The sequence below is a fragment of the Nonomuraea sp. NPDC000554 genome (assembly GCF_040300065.1).
Taxonomy (GTDB): Bacteria; Actinomycetota; Actinomycetes; order Streptosporangiales; family Streptosporangiaceae; genus Nonomuraea.
Window position 1 is genome coordinate 270471 of sequence record NZ_JBEPDC010000008.1, and the last position, 15743, is coordinate 286213.

Consider the following 15743-nt stretch of genomic DNA (forward strand, 5'->3'; position numbering starts at 1 on the left):
GCAGCGCCAGGAACGCCGTGCGCGGGCCGCCTGGGGGTCGGCGCGAGCGGGCCCGGGCTTGACTTCGAGCACGCTCCAAGCCCGAGCGTCGTGGTCATGAGTTCTTCAACGCTGCCCCAGACCACGGCCGGCGAGCTCAGCCGACGCCGCCGGCTCCTGGTGCTCGCGATCTGCTGCGCCAGCGTGGTCGTCGTGGTGATGGACATCTCCATCGTCAACGTCGCGCTGCCGACGATCCGTCGCGACCTGCACGCCTCGGTGTCCGGCCTGCAGTGGACGGTCGACGCGTACACCCTGGTGCTGGCGGGCTTCCTGGTGCTGGCCGGGTCCACCGCCGACCGGGTCGGCCGTCGGCGCGTCTTCCAGGTCGGTCTGGCCGCCTTCGGGCTCGGCTCGGTGCTGTGCGGCCTGGCGCCGAGCATCGGTTGGCTGATCGCGGCGCGTGCGCTGCAGGCCGTCGGTGGCACGATGCTCAACCCGGTGGCGATGGCGATCGTCGCCACCACGTTCCCCGACCCGGCTGAGCGAGCCAGGGCCATCGGCGTGTTCGGCTCGATGACCGGCCTTTCGCTGGCGCTGGGGCCGATCCTCGGAGGAGCCCTGGTCGACGGCTTCGGCTGGCACTCCATCTTCTGGATCAACGTGCCGATCGTGGCCGCCGCGATCGTGTGCACCGCGCTGTTCGTGCCCGAGTCCCGCGCCGCTCGGGCGCGCCGGTTCGACCCGGTGGGCCAGACCCTGATGATCCTGGTGCTGGGCAGCCTCGTCTTCGCGATCACCGAGGCCAGATGGTCGGGCTGGACCTCGCCGGTCATCCTCGGCCTGCTCGCCGTCGCCGTGCTCGGCGCGCTGGGCATCCTCTGCTACGAACCACGCCGCGCCGATCCGCTGCTGGAACTGCGCCTGTTTCGCAGCGTGCCGTTCAGTTCGGCGATCGTGATGGCGCTGTTCGCCTTGTGCGCGTTCGGCGCGTTCCTGTTCGTGACCACCCAGTATCTGCAGGACGTGCGCGGCCTGTCGGCGCTGACGGCCGGGCTGTGCCTGCTCCCGGTCGGGGTGCTGGTCGTGGTGCTCTCCCCGCGCACCGGCCGGCTGGTCGGCGCGCACGGTCCCAGGCTGCCGCTGGTGGTCTCCGGGGCCGCGCTGGCGCTGGGCGGCGGTGCGTCGATCTGGCTCGGACCGGCCACCCCGCTGCCGGCCGTGCTCGCGATCTATCTGCTGTTCGGCATCTTCCTGGGCACCGTCAACCCGCCGATCACCAACACGGCGGTCTCCGGAATGCCTCGCTCGATGGCCGGGGTGGCCACCTCGTTGGCCTCCGCCGGCCGGCAGACGGGCACCACCCTCGGCGTCGCGATCGCCGGAACGACCGTGGGATCGGCCCCGGCCCACGGCGGGACGGCCTACACCACCGCGGAGCACGGCGTGTGGTGGATGGTGCTCGGGCTCGGCGTCGGCATCCTGATCCTGGGGCTGCTCAGCACCGGACGCTGGGCCTCGGACACCGCCGCGCGGGCGGCGGCACTGTTCGAAGGCGTGGACGCCGGGGCCGCGGCGGGCCCGCTGCCTCTACGTGCTGGACGCCGCCTCTGGCGGAGGCGAGCTTAGGGTCGGACCGCGTCGCCGCACCAGAGGCAGGTACACCTCGTCGACGATCTCGACGAGGACGTCGTCGGGCGCGGTAGGGACTCCGCGCACGACGAACTCGTTGCGCAGCAGGACGATGGCCACGGTGGCGACCCGTGGATGGAGCGCTTCGGGGGTTGCTTCGCCGCGTGCGACCGCGCGTCCCAGGATGGTCAGCCAGGGGGCGGCCACGGCGTCGCCGGACTGGTCTTGCAGCTGCGCCAGGAGTTCCGACGCGCCGCCCGCCGCGGAGAGCAGCTCGCGCAGGATCGCGCCGAGCGGGGAGCTCCAGTGGCGGTTCGCCTGACGGAGCAGCTCGAGGACGTCGCCGCGCAGACTGCCGGTGTCAGGGGGTGGAATCGTCGTGGCCAGTTGCCGATAGGAGGCGATGCCGAGTGCGAGACGGTTCGGCCAGCGGCGGTAGATGGCGTTCTTGTTGGTGCCGGCGCGGGTGGCGACCTTGTCCATGGTCAAACCGGCGTATCCGGACTCGGTGAGCTCGTCCACCGCGGCACGCAGGATCGCCTCCTCCAGTGCGGCTCCGCGTCGCCGCGTCTGCCCGGCACCTGGCTGCCTCATCGGATCGCGCACCATGCCCTTCCTGGAAGCGGTACCGGTCGTACCTTCCTATCTTGGTTGTCATCCCTGGTCTGCAGCAACTAGGGTACGGCGAGTACCGTAAATATCTCGCTGGAAGCAGGGATGACACCATGCGCGCCAAAGGCATCAGCTACGACACCGGCTTCGTCCACAACGGCACTACCTCCCGTAAGCTCTTCGACCCGGAGGTGGTCGAGCGCGAGCTGCGCATCATCCGTGACGATCTGCACTGCGACGCGGTCCGCGTCATGGGCGGTGATCCGGAACGGCTGGAGCTCGCGGCGGAGTACGCCGCCGACCTCGGCCTCGAGGTCTGGTTCTCGCCCTACCCTCTCGAACTGACCGCCGACGAGATGCTGTCGCTGCTCGCCGACTGCGCGGCGCGCGCGGAGCGGCTGAGGCGGCGGGGAGCCGAGGTCGTGTTCGTCACCGGCGCCGAGCTGAGCCTGATGAACAAGGGATTCCTGCCCGGCGACAGCACAGACGAGCGGATCGAGTTGCTGCGTCGGCCAGATCGCCTGCGCGAGCAGATCGGCGAGGTCAGCGGACGAGTCAACGACTTCCTCGGCAAAGCCGTGGCACTCGTCCGCGAGCGCTTCGGCGGCAAGGTGACCTACGCCTCCGTACCGCTTGAGCGCGTCGACTGGGCGCCGTTCGACATCATGTCCGTGGATCTCTACCGGTCGGCCGAGATCGCCGATCGTTTCGCCGACGGCGTCCGTGGCCTCGTCGAGCAGGGAAAGCCGGTCGCGATCACCGAGTTCGGCGCGGCCGGCTACCACGGTGCGGGCGAGCGGGGCGCTCACGGTCTGGAGGTCGTCGAGTACGACAAAGCCCGCGGACCTGTGCGGTTGAACGGTGAGTACGCCCGAGACGAGGCCGGTCAGGCCGCGTATCTACGCGAACTGCTGGAGGTCTTCGATGCCGGAGGCGTCGACAGCACCTTCGTGTTCACCTTCGCGCTGTACGATCACCTGCACCGCCCCGACGGCGACCCCCGCGAGGACCTGGACCTGGCCAGCTACGGCATCGTCAAGGTCTTCGAGGACCGCCTCGGAGCCACCTACCCCGACCTGCCATGGGAGCCCAAGGCCGCGTTCGACGCCCTCGCCGACTACTACCGGGAGCACTGAGACCGCGACATGCGCCGATCCCGCGCGGAGCGACGCCGTGGATCTGCCCGGTCTGGCGGTGCCGGTCCCCATCGGGTCACACGACGTCCCGGCGCATCGGCTTGACCAGCGCCACCGCGATCGCCAGCGCTGTGTACCCGAGCAGGACCAGCGCCCCGGCCACAGGAGGCAACAGCCGGACGGGTTCGCTGGACAGCTGCTGGGCGAGGGCGTCGGACACCGCGGTGAAGTCGGTCAGCCCCGCGGTCGCGCCGCCGGGCAGCCACGGATACAGATTGCGGACGCCCGGGATCATCACGAGCAGCAGTTCGCCGCCGTAGAGGTAGCCGATCACCACGCCCAACGCCGCGACCTGGTGGCGGATCAGCGCGCCCATGCCCACGCCGAGCACCATGTAGGTGACCATCGCGACCGCCAGACGGGCCAGCAGTTCGACGATGGTCCCGGCGGGCAGGCCCAGGCTGACGCCGCGGGTCGCGGCAGCGCCGAACAACGCCACGGCGGCGCTGCCCGACAGGACGAGTCCGTAGACCATGCCGGCCAGGCCGTACGTGATCAGTTTGGCGGCCAGCACCCGCCAGCGATCCGGGGCGAACAGGAACGTGAAGTTGATGGTCCGGTGCCGGTACTCGGAGGTCACCGCCAGGGTGCCGATCGCGGCGGGGATGAAGGCGGTGAATCCGAGGAATCCGAGAACGGCTCGCACCCCGGCTTCGGTGTGCAGCCCCGGCATCGGGGGCTGGAAGTTCTCCGGGCCGACGATGGCCAGCAGGCCGATCAGGCCGCCGCCGAGCAAGGCGGCCACGAGCAGGGTCCCCAGCCACATCCGGGTCGCCAGCAGCCTGCGGAACTCCGCGTGGATCAGGGGCCTCATGTGCGGGTCCGTTCGCTGGTCAGGTCGAGGAAGAGCTCCTCAAGGCTGGGATGTTCGGTGGTCAGGCCGTGGATGCGCAGCCCGTGGGCGGCGGCCAGGTCGGCGATCCGGGCGGGGTCGAGCCCGCGCACTCGCAGGCCCTGCGGGCCGCCGGCTTCGACCAGGTCGGCGTCGCGCGCCAGGATCCGGCTCAACCTGGTGGCGTCAGGGGTGGTTACCCGTACGGCTTGCGCCGTACGGGACAGCTCGTGCAGCGGACCGGCGGTCAGCAGCCGCCCCTGCCTGATGACGACCACGTCGTCGGCGACCTGCTGCACCTCACTCAGCACGTGGCTGGAGACGAGGACGGTGCGTCCGTCATCGGCCAGACCGCGCAGGAACGAGCGCAGCCAGGCCATGCCCTCGGGGTCCAGGCCGTTGCTCGGCTCATCCAGCAGCAGGACACGGGGATCACCCAGCAGGGCGGTGGCCAGGTTGAGCCGCTGCCGCATGCCGGTGGAGAAGCCGCCCGTCCTGCGCCCGGCGGCCTCGGCCAGACCGACCAGTCTGAGCAGCTCCTCGACGCGGTCGCCGGGGTATCCGCCCATCGCGGCGTAGATCCTCAGATGGTCTCTGGCCGAGTGGTGCGGGTGGAAGGAGGCGGCGTCGAAGACCGCCCCCACCACGGTGGTCGGACGCGGGATGTCGCGGTAGCGGCGCCCGCCGATCGTCACGCTGCCGGACGTGGGCGCGACCTGGTCGACCATCATGCGCATCGTCGTCGTCTTGCCTGCGCCGTTCGGGCCGAGGAAAGCGGTGACCGCGCCCGGCCTGACGGTGAAGCTGAGGTCGTCGACGGCGGTGACCGGGCCGTACCTCTTGCTCAGGTCGCGCACCTCGATGCCGCTCACGCGATCACCGCCCTGACGGCCTCAACGAGGCGGTCGGCGTCGGGGACCGAGACGACGACCTCGTCGAACTCGTCGCCAGAGCTCGCGCGATCCAGCAGCAGGTGCAACCCGGGCAGGTGGCGGTTGACCGCGACCAGTTGCCGCGGTCCTCCGAAGACGCCCCACACGCCGATCTTGGTGCGGCCCGACACCGTCAGTCCCTTGCGCGGGCCGCGCGGGACACGCAGCGGCTGATCCGTGGCGGCCGCCCGCCGTACCGCCGTCAGGGGCACGGTGTGCCGGGCACGCCCGATGAAGAAGCGCTCCCACGGGCCGAACTCGATAGTGATCAAATCTTCAGCGATCATGACCGTTGCCACGGGTCAGCCTTTCGTCAGAGGAAGGAGGATCGTCGCCAGCAACCGAGGCGTGCGGCCCTGTCCCGGCTCGTGTGCGAGCAAGGGCTGCACCAGCTCGGCGAACCCCTGCGCGAACCGGATGAACTCCTCGTCGTCCAGGTGCAACACCAGCTGCTGGTAACCGACGCCGTCGGCCACCAGGTCGAGGTGCTCCCTGGCGAGGTAGCGCGAGAACTCCGACAGCAGGCTGCTGACGAACACGGTGAAATAGCGCGCGTGCTCCTCCGGGGAGGTCGAGGCCAGCGCTTCGGCGGTGGGTGTCACTCCGCCTTCCGGCACCGCGTACACCCGCTCGGTCGCGCCTCCGACCTTGCGCTCCTCCACCACTTCCAGCATGCCCGCCTTGGCGAGAGTGGCGATCTGCCGGTACAGCGTGGCCTGCGGCACGTCAGGCAACAGGTCGGCCAGATCGGAGGCCGTACGGCGAGCGCCTGCCACGGCAGCCAGGATCCGGATGCGCACGGGATGAAGCGCCAGCTCGGCCCAGCGCTCAGTCGAGGTACTCACGGGAAGACATTATCACTATCGATAATGAGAATGCACGCCAGTGGCGAGCCCCAGCCCGGCGGGTTGACCGTAGACGATCAGACCCCGTCCTCCACTACCGGGACTTCACGTGCTGGGCCACGTCAGGTGGCGGCCTTGCCCGTGAGGGAGTCGAGCTGAGTCAGGATCGACGGGTCGCTGATCTTCTCGTCCTCGGCGAGCAGGAGCACCTTGCTCAGGATGATGCTCGTCATCCGGTCCTCGTCGGCGAACGGCAGGAACAGCCGCCGGTGCGCCGTGGCGCCGAACGAGGCGGGCACCACACACAGGTGGCCGCCCGGGTCGAGGTGGATGCTGCCGCTGGTCAGATGCACCCGGTAGGTCGCCCGGGTGCCGCGTACCACGGCCGAGTGCCCCTCGACGGTGACCCGGGCCAGCCCCAGGTCGGCGATGAGCGCCGCGAGCACCCGCGCCCGGCTCGCCGCCTGCGCCGGCGACAGGTACGCCTCCGGCTCGGTTCCGGCGACCGACACCACCACGTCCAGGTCCCGCATGACCTCGGAGAACACCACCGGCGGCACGTCGACCAGCGGCACCGGTGTGCCGCCGACGCTGCCCGAGCCGGTCGGGGCGCCGTAACGGCCCGGGTCACGGTGGCCGCCCGTCAGGAAGCGGATCTCACCGACAAGGACGTCCCCCATCCCGAAGTAGCCGTGGAAGTCGCAGCGCAGCGCAGCGATGAGGTTGTCGCCGACGGCGCGGGTCGCCTGGTGGTCGTCGTACTCGCCGTGGGTGAACCAGCCCCGGCCGGACAGCAACTGGCCCGCCACCTTGCCGTTGACCGTCTGACCGGTGAACCGCAGCGACACGTCGCCCGCCTCGCGTTCCGCGGGAGTGAGCACGTACAACTCCCGGAACGCCTGCTTGACCGGCTGCTGGAGGCGACGCCGCACGATCTCCGCCTGCCAGTCGGCGAGCACTCCCCGCTCGTGCAGTTCGACGGGGTGGACGGCGGTGACCGGGCCGGTGGTGTCGACCTGGTCGAGCAGGTCGATCACGCCCGCTCGGTCCCGCCAGAGCAGCGCGGGCAGCATCGCCGCACCGGCGGGCAGCGTCAGCAGCCGGGCCAGTTCGTCCGGCGCCAGTGTCCCGGCGGTGGCGACCAGCCGCTCCACCAGCCCGGTCCGCATCCGGCGAGCCTGGTCCCGCAGTCGCTCCTGGTGCCCACGCAGCTCCTGGTAGCCGGGGTCGGAGCGGACGGCGGCCGGCACCGACTTCAGCGCCTTGCCTGCCCGGCTGACCGTCATCGCCGGGTCGGCGCCGTCGAACCGCAACGCGATCCGGTAGTCGCCGACCTCCGCCTCCGTGGGGGTCTCGGTGGCGATGCGCGCCTCGCAGTCCCATTCGAGACGGCTCGCCTCCGGGACGCCGGCCACCTGCGCCAAGTGGTCGAGGGCGACCGCGATCGCGGCGGCGTGGCTGTGTCTGCGGTTGGGGCCGAGCTTGGCGCCCTTCTTCGCGGACTCGCGCACCGCCAGGTAGCGGTCGAGGACCGTCTCGTCCGGGGCGAGGGGCAGCATCCCGAACGCGGCGATACCCTGCAGCGCGTTGTGCTTGACGCGCTTCAGCACCTGGGCGCGGTTCCACCCCATGACCGCGGAGACCAGTTCGTTCGGTTCGAGTTCCAGCAGGCGCCGGGCGGCGTCCGCGCCGGCGTCCTCGATCGCGGCGAGGAGGACAGCCCGGTCCTGGCGGGTGGCTTCGCCGACCGGCATCGCCCGGATCAGGCGCAGCAACGGCGCGGCGCGTGCCAGGCCGAACAGCGGTAGCAACGCGTCGGCGTCACCCGCGCGCAGCCGCCATCCGAACGCCCGGCGCTGCTCCTCCACCGGCCGCTCCCGCAACAGGTCGAGCAGGGCGGCGCGGTCCTCGTCGGTCAGTTCCGCCACGCCGAGGTGGTCGGCCACCCGCTGGTCGCCGTGCCAGGTCAGCGCCGCCCGGACGAATCTCAGGCCGCGCGGTACCGGCACCTTGGGCAGCTCGTCCCAGTCGGCCGGGGCTGGAGCGGAGACGAGCCGCCAGGTCAGCGCGTCCACGTGCTTCCGTACGGCGTCCGCGCAGGCCAGCGGCGGGCTGGTCGCGTCGCCGGTCGGCGAGTGGCCGACGATGGCGTGGCCGAGGTAGCGGTCGTCGGTGAAGGCCCGCTCGACCACGGTGGCGTCCAGGGCGCCGGCCCGGTGCAGCGTGTCGAGAATCCGCGCCACGGTCTCCCGGCGCAGGGTGCCCAGCGGGGTGGAGACGAGCACCCGCAGCAGGTGGGTGTCGGTAGTGGCGATGGCCCGCTCCGCCACCTCGTCCAGCAGCAGCCGGTGCCGGACGTCGCATCCGAGGAACGTGGCGAGCAGGGCTTTCCGGTGCGCCGTCGGCCACGGCGCGGCCAGCAGGCCGGTGATGTCGTCCGGCCGGTCGACCGGGAAGGCGGCGCCGTAGAGCTCGTCGACCTCCGCGACGATATCGCCCACGTGCGGCGCCAGGTTGCCGATCGTCTGGTCGTCGCCCTGCTTGATCCGGAGCCGGATCTCCTCGGCGGTGTCCCGCAGGCCCGCCAGGTCGCCGGCCTTCGCCGCGACCCGCGCCTGGTCCACCAGCCGCCACAGCGCCTCGCGCTGTTCGCGGACGACGTCGATGTAGATCTCTGGTACGGATCGCTCCACCGCGATCAGCCTCCCGCCAGCGCGACCAGCCTCAGGAACACGACCGGCTCACCGAGCCGAAGCACGGCCTCCTCGTCCAGGTCGACGAGCTGCCGTCCGCCGACGAAGACCACGAACGTGCCCCGGGCGAAGGCCCGGTGCGCCCGGGCCACCTCCGTGGTCACGTCCGGGTCCGCCGGCGCCTGCGGCGGCATCCTGATCGCACCGGTGCCGGCCTGCGTCCGGAGATCGTCGTTCGACAGGTACTGGCGGTCGAGGATCTGCCGGCAGCGCGCCGCGTCGGCGCGCAGCTCCCGGATCTGCTCCTCGACCGCGCGCCGGATCAGCTCCCGCACCGTCGTGCCCTCGTCGGCCAGCCGTACCAGCACCGCCGGCAGGTCATCGCCGGACCTGCCGGGCATCCGGCTGCGCACCTCGATGTCGACCATGGCCGCCACCATAGAACAGCGGGCCGACAGCCTGGCCCTATCGGGACCCCGGAGAGGCCCCCGGGCTCAGCCGAGCGGCATGGTACAGAATCCGCCGCCGACCCGGTGAAGAAGGGGATCGGCGGGGTCGAAGGCGTCGATCCCCGGGATGGCGTCCGCGAAGCTCTCGGCGTCGTCGCGCGGCCGGTAGCCGATCGCCTCGCCCTCGGCGAGCGACCACCAGCGGCGGGTGTTCGCCGAGATGCCCCACAGGATCCGGAACCCCGGCGGGTCCGCGGCGAGGCACGCCTCGACCAGCCGCGCCGCGTCCTCGTGAGAGAGCCACACCGCGAGGTCGGGGAGCGAGACGGGACGCGGCCGGAACGCCCCGATCCGCAGACAGCTGACGTCGATCCCGAACCGGGAGTGGTAGAGGCTGCCGAGGGCTTCGACCGCGGCCTTGCTGACGCCGTAGAAGGTGTCCGGACGCGGCGGCGCGGCTGCCGGGAGGAGACCGTCGTCGCGGGTCAGGAATCCAGCGGCGTGGATGCTGGAGGCGAGGACGACCTTCGGCACACCCCGTCGGCGGACGGCTTCGAGGACCCGTTGCGTGCCGTCGACGTTGGCCGCCAGGATCTGCTCCCACGGAGCCTCGCCGCTGACCCCGCCGAGGTGCACGACCGCGTCCACGTCCCGGCACGCCTTGTCGAGCGCGTCCTGATCGGTGAACGACGCCTCGACGAGTTCCACGGGTTCGTCCGGCGCCCCAGGGGGCGGCGGCGCGATGTCGAGCAGGCGCAGGGTCCTGCCGGGCCGGGCCAGCAGCGGACGCAGCGCCGTCCCGACGCGGCCGGCCGCCCCCGTGACGAGGATCCGGTGCGCCATCAGCGGCCGTCCCACGTCTCGTCGAAGACCGGAAGTGCCGCCGGCGGCTCCGCGCGGTCGTAGTGCGCCGGCGTCACCGGATCGAGCGTGTAAGGGGGCTGGTTGTACGTGTGCTGACGCCGGAACGCGGCCTCGACCGGCGGCTCCCAGTGCCGCCAGCTGCGGGGATCGGTGTCGACCGGGGGCGACTCCGGCCCGACGCCGTTGCCGTTCTCGGCGGCGACGGCGTACTCGTAGACCGTGATGCCCGGGGGCAGCTCGCCGGACGACGGCTCGGCGAAGCCCGGCACCACGCCGGCCACGTCGTCACGGTGACTGAAGGCCAGGCCCGCGAAGACCTCCCGGAATCCGACGTCGCCCTTGCGGCGCCGATACAGGCGATACCGGCTCGCGCCGAGGACCTCGCCCCACGTCGCGGTCACGCTGCCGTCCGCCGGCCGGAGCTTGAGCCCGTCAGGCGCGGGGGGACGCTCGCCCGTCGCGTAGATCGGATAGTCCGGCCCGGGATCGCTTCGGCGCGTGCCGTTCCCGGCGACGACGCGGACGTGGTACTTGGCGCCGTTCGTCAGACCGTGCAGCGGGTACGGACTCCGTCGCGCGGAGCCGACGGTCTCCCACGTCGTGCCGTTGTCCGTGCTGAGCTGTATCGCGTACGAGCCGGCCGCCGCGACGCGGGTGAAGTGCACGACGGCTCCGCCGCTGACACTCTCGGTCCGCACCACGCGCGACGGCACCGGACGAGGCGCGCCCTCGGTGAGCTCCCACCGATGCCGCCCCTCGGGCAGCTCGACGGAGAGTTCCTCGTCGCTGACCCGGAAGGCCCGCGCCGGGGCGCCGTCGACGAAGACTTCCGCGTCGCCCAGCCCGCCCGCGACGCGCAGCAGCGCCTTCGCCGGTCTCCGCGTGACGTACGTGCCCTCGATCGCGCGCGGCTCCCGGTAGTCGAGGCTGATGCCGAGCTCCGGATCGCCGGTGGTCAGCGTGACGTCGCCGGCGCCGATGAGGGTGCCGTGGAACAGGGCGAGCTGCCGCCGGCCGTCGTGCCGTAGCCGGATGGCGCCGGCCGTGCCGCGGAAGCGCAGGCCGTCCTCGGCGACGTCCACCTCGCGCTCGTAGCGGAACACGTGGTCGACGCTGTGCGGCGTCCTGATCCGCGCCCCCCACGGCGTCGTCGCCTCGGGATCCACGGTCAGGTCGTCGCGGTGGCTGACGATCGCCAGGGTGTCGCCGTCGCCGCCTTCTGGGCGCCCCTCCAGGCGGAGGATCCGCGAGGTGGGCGTCACCATCTCGCCGTCGAGCTCGCCGTCCCGCCGCACTCCCCGCACCACGTGGACGAACGGCATGCGGTCCGGCAGGCAGGCGAAGCTGTTGGCGTCGTGGCCGTTGGACTTCGTGAGCGTCGACCAGGTCCAGACGGTGCGCTGGTGGGGCGCGAACGCGTCGTAGGTCGCGATGTAGTCGGCCCCCATCAGCAGGACGCTGCGACTCCGATAAGCCAGGGCCACCGGACTGTCCGCATGCGGGACGAGCTCGGCGAACTGCGCCCAGCCGAGGTCGTGGAACGGCCGGTCCAGCGTGTTCTGGCCGATCGACCGGAACGCGCCGTCCTGCCACACCGCGCACGACGTGGTGAACGTGGCGTCCGGGACCCGCCGGTCGCCCGCGTCCTCGGGGCCGTGGCCGCTGTACGCACGTCCGGCGGCGTAGTAGTAGATGTGCCCGGAGCCGTTGTCGTCGGCGACGCCCCAGCGGTAGTTCGGCCCATGGTCGACCTGCTGGAGGAAGACGGCGACCTCGGAGGGCCGGTCCACGTCGGCGCGCAGCGTGACGCCGTAGCCGGTGTACTTGGAGCTGCGCAGCCGGGGATTCGTCCCGGCGTTCCCGGCGCTCTCGACGAGCGGACGCCACGGATCCGGCGCTCCCGGACGACTGTCCAGGTGCTTGGCCGAGGCGTCGCCGCCCCACAGCAGGTGCTCGGCGACGAGCGGCCGGTAGGCGCGCAGCGCCTCGCCCAGCAGCCGCATCTCGATCGGGGGACGACGGGGCCAGAAGGCGTGCGCGCCCTGCGCCGGATGCAGGCGCGACGCGCCGTTCCCAGGGGTCGGCTCGTCCCGCGTCAGGATCGGCGCCGTCAGAGCGTTGACGAGCCAGTCGCCGACCGCCGCGAACTCCGGCGTCGCCAGGCGGTTGCGGCCGTCGGTACGGCGGGCCAGGGCGTTGCCGAGCGTCATCGGACGCAGGAAGGCCCAGACGTACGTGGACAAGCTCTCGGTCCAGCGCCCGGCCGACGACTCGCGGCCCGGGAGCGCGGGCCGGGTGTGGAACCGCGCGGCGAGCTCGGCGGCCTTCCCGAACTGGTCGAGCCAGGCCGGGGCGGCTTCGTGGTCGGGGAACAGCCAGGCCAGGCACGCCAGCGCCGCCTTGCCGTCGGCCAGGAAGTTCGGATGCCCGCCGAACATCCTCAGGATCGGCGTCATCTCCTCGTTCGCCGAGACGTACGCCGTGAGCAGCAGGAGCGCGTCCACCCGGCGGCGCTGCTCCGCGCTCAGCCGCTCACCCAGCCGGTCGTAGCCGTCGAGGAAGCGGTCGTAGAGCGGACGCTGCCCGATGTTGAGGTACCCGGCCAGGTCGTTGACGCCGCGCGCGATCAGGCGCGGACCCTCGTCGCCCTCGAACAGCGCGGCCAGGAAGTCTCCGGTGGTCGCGAACTCGCCTTCGGCGGCGACACGGCCGGGACGCCTGCCGTCGTAGGCGAGATTCCAGTCCTTGACGCGGTCCAGGCTCAGGGTGCCCTGCCGGTGCTGGAGGTCGCGCGCGTACGTGCTCTGGTAGGCGGCGCCGTCCTCCTGCCGCCGCAGCACCTCGCGGTCCTGCTCGTGGTCGTAGCAGGCGATCCCGGTCGAGCGGGTCCCGGTGCGCAGCGGCCACGTCCAGCGCAGGACGCCCTCGGCGTGCCGGAACCGGATCTGCAGCAGGTCCGACGAGGCCCAGGACGCGTAGGAGCGGTCGTCCCACCGCGCGTGGTCCCGGATGAAGACGGCCATGGCGTCATCCGTGCGGACGTCCCAGAACGCGGCGTGCGGCCGGACGCCCCACGCGAAACTCGGCCCGTACGGACCGATGGTGAACAGGTAGTCCTCATCAGGACGCTCGGTGCCGCCGGGCCCCGAGAAGTTCGGGTCCTCGCCGCTGCCGCCCAGGGTCAGCGGCTCGTCGATGCCGAGCCATCGGTACGTCTCCGGGCTCTCGGGATCGAGGTGGTCGGCGGCGTTCTGCGACCCGGGCCAGGCCGAGGAGAAGCGGTGCGTTGGGGAGCAGCCCGTCCAGGACAGCTCCCAACTCGCGCCGGCGTCGTCGAACCCGGCCATCTCCTCGGAGATCTCGACGAAGTCGCAGCCCTGGAGGCAGCGGACGGTCGCCGTGTAACGCGCGCCGTGTGCGAAGTCGTAGACGATCTCGTAGTCAGCGAACAGCGGACCGCTCTCCACCAGCCGGGCCCCGACCCGTTCCACGCCGCCGCGGACCTCCGATCGGCCGACCCAGCCGCGTCCCCGGTTCCACGCGGTCACCGGTCCCGGCGCGACGCCGTCGGCCGCCTGCGAGGCGGGCAGCCGGACCTGCAGCGCGCCGCTGTCGAGGACGACATGCTCATCCGAGGACGTGACGCGCACGGGTCTGTCCGGCACCGCCGGAGTCCCGCCGGAGAGCACGTACGCCCGGGTCTGCCCAGGGGCCAGAGCACCGAAGAAGCAGATGACGGCTGAGACCGCGAGCCCGTCCTCCTCGACGACTTCGGCCGGCTGGAACGGCACCGGTTTCCCGGTGTCGTCGGCCAGCCGCAGCTCCTCGACCCGCACCGAGGGCCGCTGCCAGCGTACGGCGAACCGCAGCAGCGTCCGCGGCCACGCGAACTCCGGATGCCCGATCGGATCGTGCAGCCGGAACACGACCCGGTCCGCGTCCGCCGGCCACGGCGTCACCTTCCCGCTCACTCCGCCTCCCTCCGCTCGGCGGGCACCGCGAGGCCCAGCGTGCCGATCGCCGCACCGCCCGCGACGCCCTCGACCAGGTACCGTTGGAGCACGATGAACAGCAGCAGGATCGGCGCCGCGACGATGAACGTGCCCGCGGCGATCAGCGGCCAGTTCTGCGTGTGCTCGCCGAAGAACGAGTACAGCCCGCGGGTGACCGGCCACAGCTGCTGGTCCGACAGCATGATCAGCGGCAGGATCAGGTTGTTCCAGGCGTGCACGAACCCGAAGATGGCGAACGTCGCCAGCGCCGGCTTCATCTGCGGGATGATGATCGTGAAGATGAAGCGGACGTAGCCGCAGCCTTCCAGCGCCGCCGCCTCGTCGATCTCCTTCGGGATGCCCTTGATGTAGCCGACGAAGAAGAAGAAGCCCGCGCCGGACAGGCTGGTGAGGATCAGGAAGCCGGGCATGCTGTTGTACAGGCCCAGCGCCTGCGCCTCGATGAACAGCGGGATCAGGCCGCCGGGCAGGAACCCGGAGAAGACGAAGAAGGCGTAGACCGCGTTGGAGCGCTTGAAGTAGCCGCGCGAGACCGGGAACGCGAGGAAGACGCCCAGGATCAGCGTGACCGTGTCCGGGATGACGGCGTAGATCAGGCTGTTGAGCATCTGCCGGCCGAAGTCGCCCTGGGTCCAGGCCGCGCCGAAGTTCTCCAGCGTCCACGGGTGCGGCAGGCCCGTCGGATCCTGCAGGAAGCCGGTGAACGTCTTGAACGACTGGAGGAACATGTACACCAGCGGCGCCGCGAACAGCACCGCCGCGATCGCGAAGCAGAGCAGGTTGCGGCCCGTCGCCCTCACAGCTGGATCTCCCGCCTGCGCAGCGTGAACAGCAGCGTGCCGCCGATCACCACGGTGAGGACGAACTGCAGCATCGCCAGCATCGAGCCGTAGCCGAGCTGGCTGGTGCCGCCGAAGGCGGAGTCGAACATGTACAGCCCCAGCGTCTTGGTGCCGAAGTTGCCGCCGGTCATGACGAGGATCAGCGCGTACTCGCCGAGCGTGCCCATCGCGGTCAGGAAGACGTTGACGGTCGTGGCCGGGGCCAGCAGCGGCCACGTCACGTGCAGGAACGACCGCCAGCGCCCGGCCCCGTCCAGCGCCGCCGCCTCGTAGACCGGCTTGGGGATGTTGCGCAGGCCCGCGATGTAGATCAGCATCGTGTACCCGGCGAACATCCAGATGTTGACCAGCATCACCAGCGGCAGCGCCAGCGAGCTGTCGCCCAGGAACGCCGTCGTCGTGTCGAAGACCGCCTGCCACGCCTTCTCGGCCGGGCCGGTGACCGGGTCGAGGATCAGCGCGAACACCGTGGCGACGACCGCGATCGAGAAGATCTGCGGCATGAAGATCAGCGCCCGGTAGAACATGTACGCGCGCCCGGGCCGGTTGAGCAGCAGCGCCAGCCCCAGGCCGGCGAGGTTCTGCAGGACGGTCACGCCGACCACGTAGATCAGCGTGACCTTCAGCGACTCCCACACCTGCGCCGACAGCGCGGTGAACGCCGTCGTGTAGTTGCACAGCCCGCAGACGTTGAGCGGCGTGCCCGGCAGCCCGGAGTACTGCGTGAAGGAGTACCCGATGGTGGCCAGCGACGGGTACAGCCCGAACAGCAGCCACCCGATCCCGGGGATCGCGATGCTCGCCCACGGGATCCACCGCCGGGTACGCCGGGTTCCGAAGGGACTACCGGCCAC

The 15743-nt window shown here is 71.4% G+C and carries 13 protein-coding genes; 2 read left to right on the top strand and 11 right to left on the bottom strand.

Annotated elements, in window-relative coordinates:
* Positions 1 to 96 precede the first annotated feature (96 nt).
* Positions 97 to 1608, top strand: a complete 1512-nt coding sequence (locus tag ABT294_RS18420) for a DHA2 family efflux MFS transporter permease subunit (protein ID WP_350807030.1) — start codon at positions 97 to 99, stop codon at positions 1606 to 1608.
* Here the strand turns inward: ABT294_RS18420 and ABT294_RS18425 are convergent.
* A complete protein-coding gene (locus ABT294_RS18425) occupies positions 1570 to 2205 on the bottom strand; it encodes a TetR/AcrR family transcriptional regulator (RefSeq protein ID WP_350807033.1) in 636 nt (211 codons plus the stop codon). The genes ABT294_RS18420 and ABT294_RS18425 overlap by 39 nt on opposite strands.
* Positions 2206 to 2336: 131 nt before the next feature.
* Here ABT294_RS18425 and ABT294_RS18430 point away from each other — a divergent pair, with 131 nt between their 5' ends.
* Positions 2337 to 3359, top strand: a complete 1023-nt coding sequence (locus ABT294_RS18430; RefSeq protein ID WP_350807034.1) for a glycoside hydrolase family 113 protein — start codon at positions 2337 to 2339, stop codon at positions 3357 to 3359.
* Positions 3360 to 3435: 76 nt separating this feature from the next.
* Here ABT294_RS18430 and ABT294_RS18435 read toward each other — a convergent pair whose 3' ends face one another.
* The 10 genes from ABT294_RS18435 to ABT294_RS18480 form a co-directional block, all read right to left on the bottom strand.
* Positions 3436 to 4233: an ABC transporter permease gene (locus ABT294_RS18435; protein WP_350807035.1), complete on the bottom strand. Its 798-nt coding sequence runs from the start codon at positions 4231 to 4233 to the stop codon at positions 3436 to 3438.
* Entirely contained in the window at positions 4230 to 5123 is an 894-nt protein-coding gene (locus tag ABT294_RS18440; protein ID WP_350807037.1) for an ABC transporter ATP-binding protein, read from the bottom strand. The genes ABT294_RS18435 and ABT294_RS18440 overlap by 4 nt, the downstream gene beginning before the upstream one ends.
* Positions 5120 to 5482, bottom strand: coding sequence for a hypothetical protein (locus tag ABT294_RS18445; protein ID WP_350807039.1), 363 nt, complete (start codon positions 5480 to 5482; stop codon positions 5120 to 5122). Before ABT294_RS18445 ends, ABT294_RS18440 begins: the two co-directional genes overlap by 4 nt.
* Before the next feature lie 3 nt (positions 5483 to 5485).
* Positions 5486 to 6028 (bottom strand): helix-turn-helix domain-containing protein, encoded by a 543-nt coding sequence (locus ABT294_RS18450; RefSeq protein WP_350807040.1) that lies wholly within the window; start codon positions 6026 to 6028, stop codon positions 5486 to 5488.
* A gap of 122 nt (positions 6029 to 6150) precedes the next feature.
* A complete protein-coding gene (locus ABT294_RS18455; protein WP_350807043.1) occupies positions 6151 to 8721 on the bottom strand; it encodes a DUF7737 domain-containing protein in 2571 nt (856 codons plus the stop codon).
* Positions 8722 to 8726: 5 nt separating this feature from the next.
* Complete coding sequence (locus ABT294_RS18460) at positions 8727 to 9149, bottom strand: hypothetical protein (protein ID WP_350807044.1); 423 nt, start codon at positions 9147 to 9149, stop codon at positions 8727 to 8729.
* Positions 9150 to 9215: 66 nt separating this feature from the next.
* Positions 9216 to 10013, bottom strand: coding sequence for an NAD-dependent epimerase/dehydratase family protein (locus ABT294_RS18465; protein ID WP_350807045.1), 798 nt, complete (start codon positions 10011 to 10013; stop codon positions 9216 to 9218).
* Positions 10013 to 14005, bottom strand: coding sequence for a fibronectin type III domain-containing protein (locus ABT294_RS18470; protein WP_350807048.1), 3993 nt, complete (start codon positions 14003 to 14005; stop codon positions 10013 to 10015). The genes ABT294_RS18465 and ABT294_RS18470 overlap by 1 nt, the downstream gene beginning before the upstream one ends.
* On the bottom strand, positions 14002 to 14847 hold the full coding sequence (locus tag ABT294_RS18475; RefSeq protein WP_350807050.1) for a carbohydrate ABC transporter permease: 846 nt from the start codon (positions 14845 to 14847) through the stop codon (positions 14002 to 14004). Before ABT294_RS18475 ends, ABT294_RS18470 begins: the two co-directional genes overlap by 4 nt.
* Entirely contained in the window at positions 14844 to 15743 is a 900-nt protein-coding gene (locus ABT294_RS18480) for a carbohydrate ABC transporter permease (protein ID WP_350807051.1), read from the bottom strand. The genes ABT294_RS18475 and ABT294_RS18480 overlap by 4 nt, the downstream gene beginning before the upstream one ends.

Coding starts and splice junctions, on each gene's coding strand:
- ABT294_RS18420 (WP_350807030.1), top strand. CDS start 97: ATGAGTTCTTCAACGCTGCCCCAGACCACGGCCGGCGAGCTCAGCCGA.
- ABT294_RS18425 (WP_350807033.1), bottom strand. CDS start 2,205: ATGAGGCAGCCAGGTGCCGGGCAGACGCGGCGACGCGGAGCCGCACTG.
- ABT294_RS18430 (WP_350807034.1), top strand. CDS start 2,337: ATGCGCGCCAAAGGCATCAGCTACGACACCGGCTTCGTCCACAACGGC.
- ABT294_RS18435 (WP_350807035.1), bottom strand. CDS start 4,233: ATGAGGCCCCTGATCCACGCGGAGTTCCGCAGGCTGCTGGCGACCCGG.
- ABT294_RS18460 (WP_350807044.1), bottom strand. CDS start 9,149: ATGGTCGACATCGAGGTGCGCAGCCGGATGCCCGGCAGGTCCGGCGAT.
- ABT294_RS18465 (WP_350807045.1), bottom strand. CDS start 10,013: ATGGCGCACCGGATCCTCGTCACGGGGGCGGCCGGCCGCGTCGGGACG.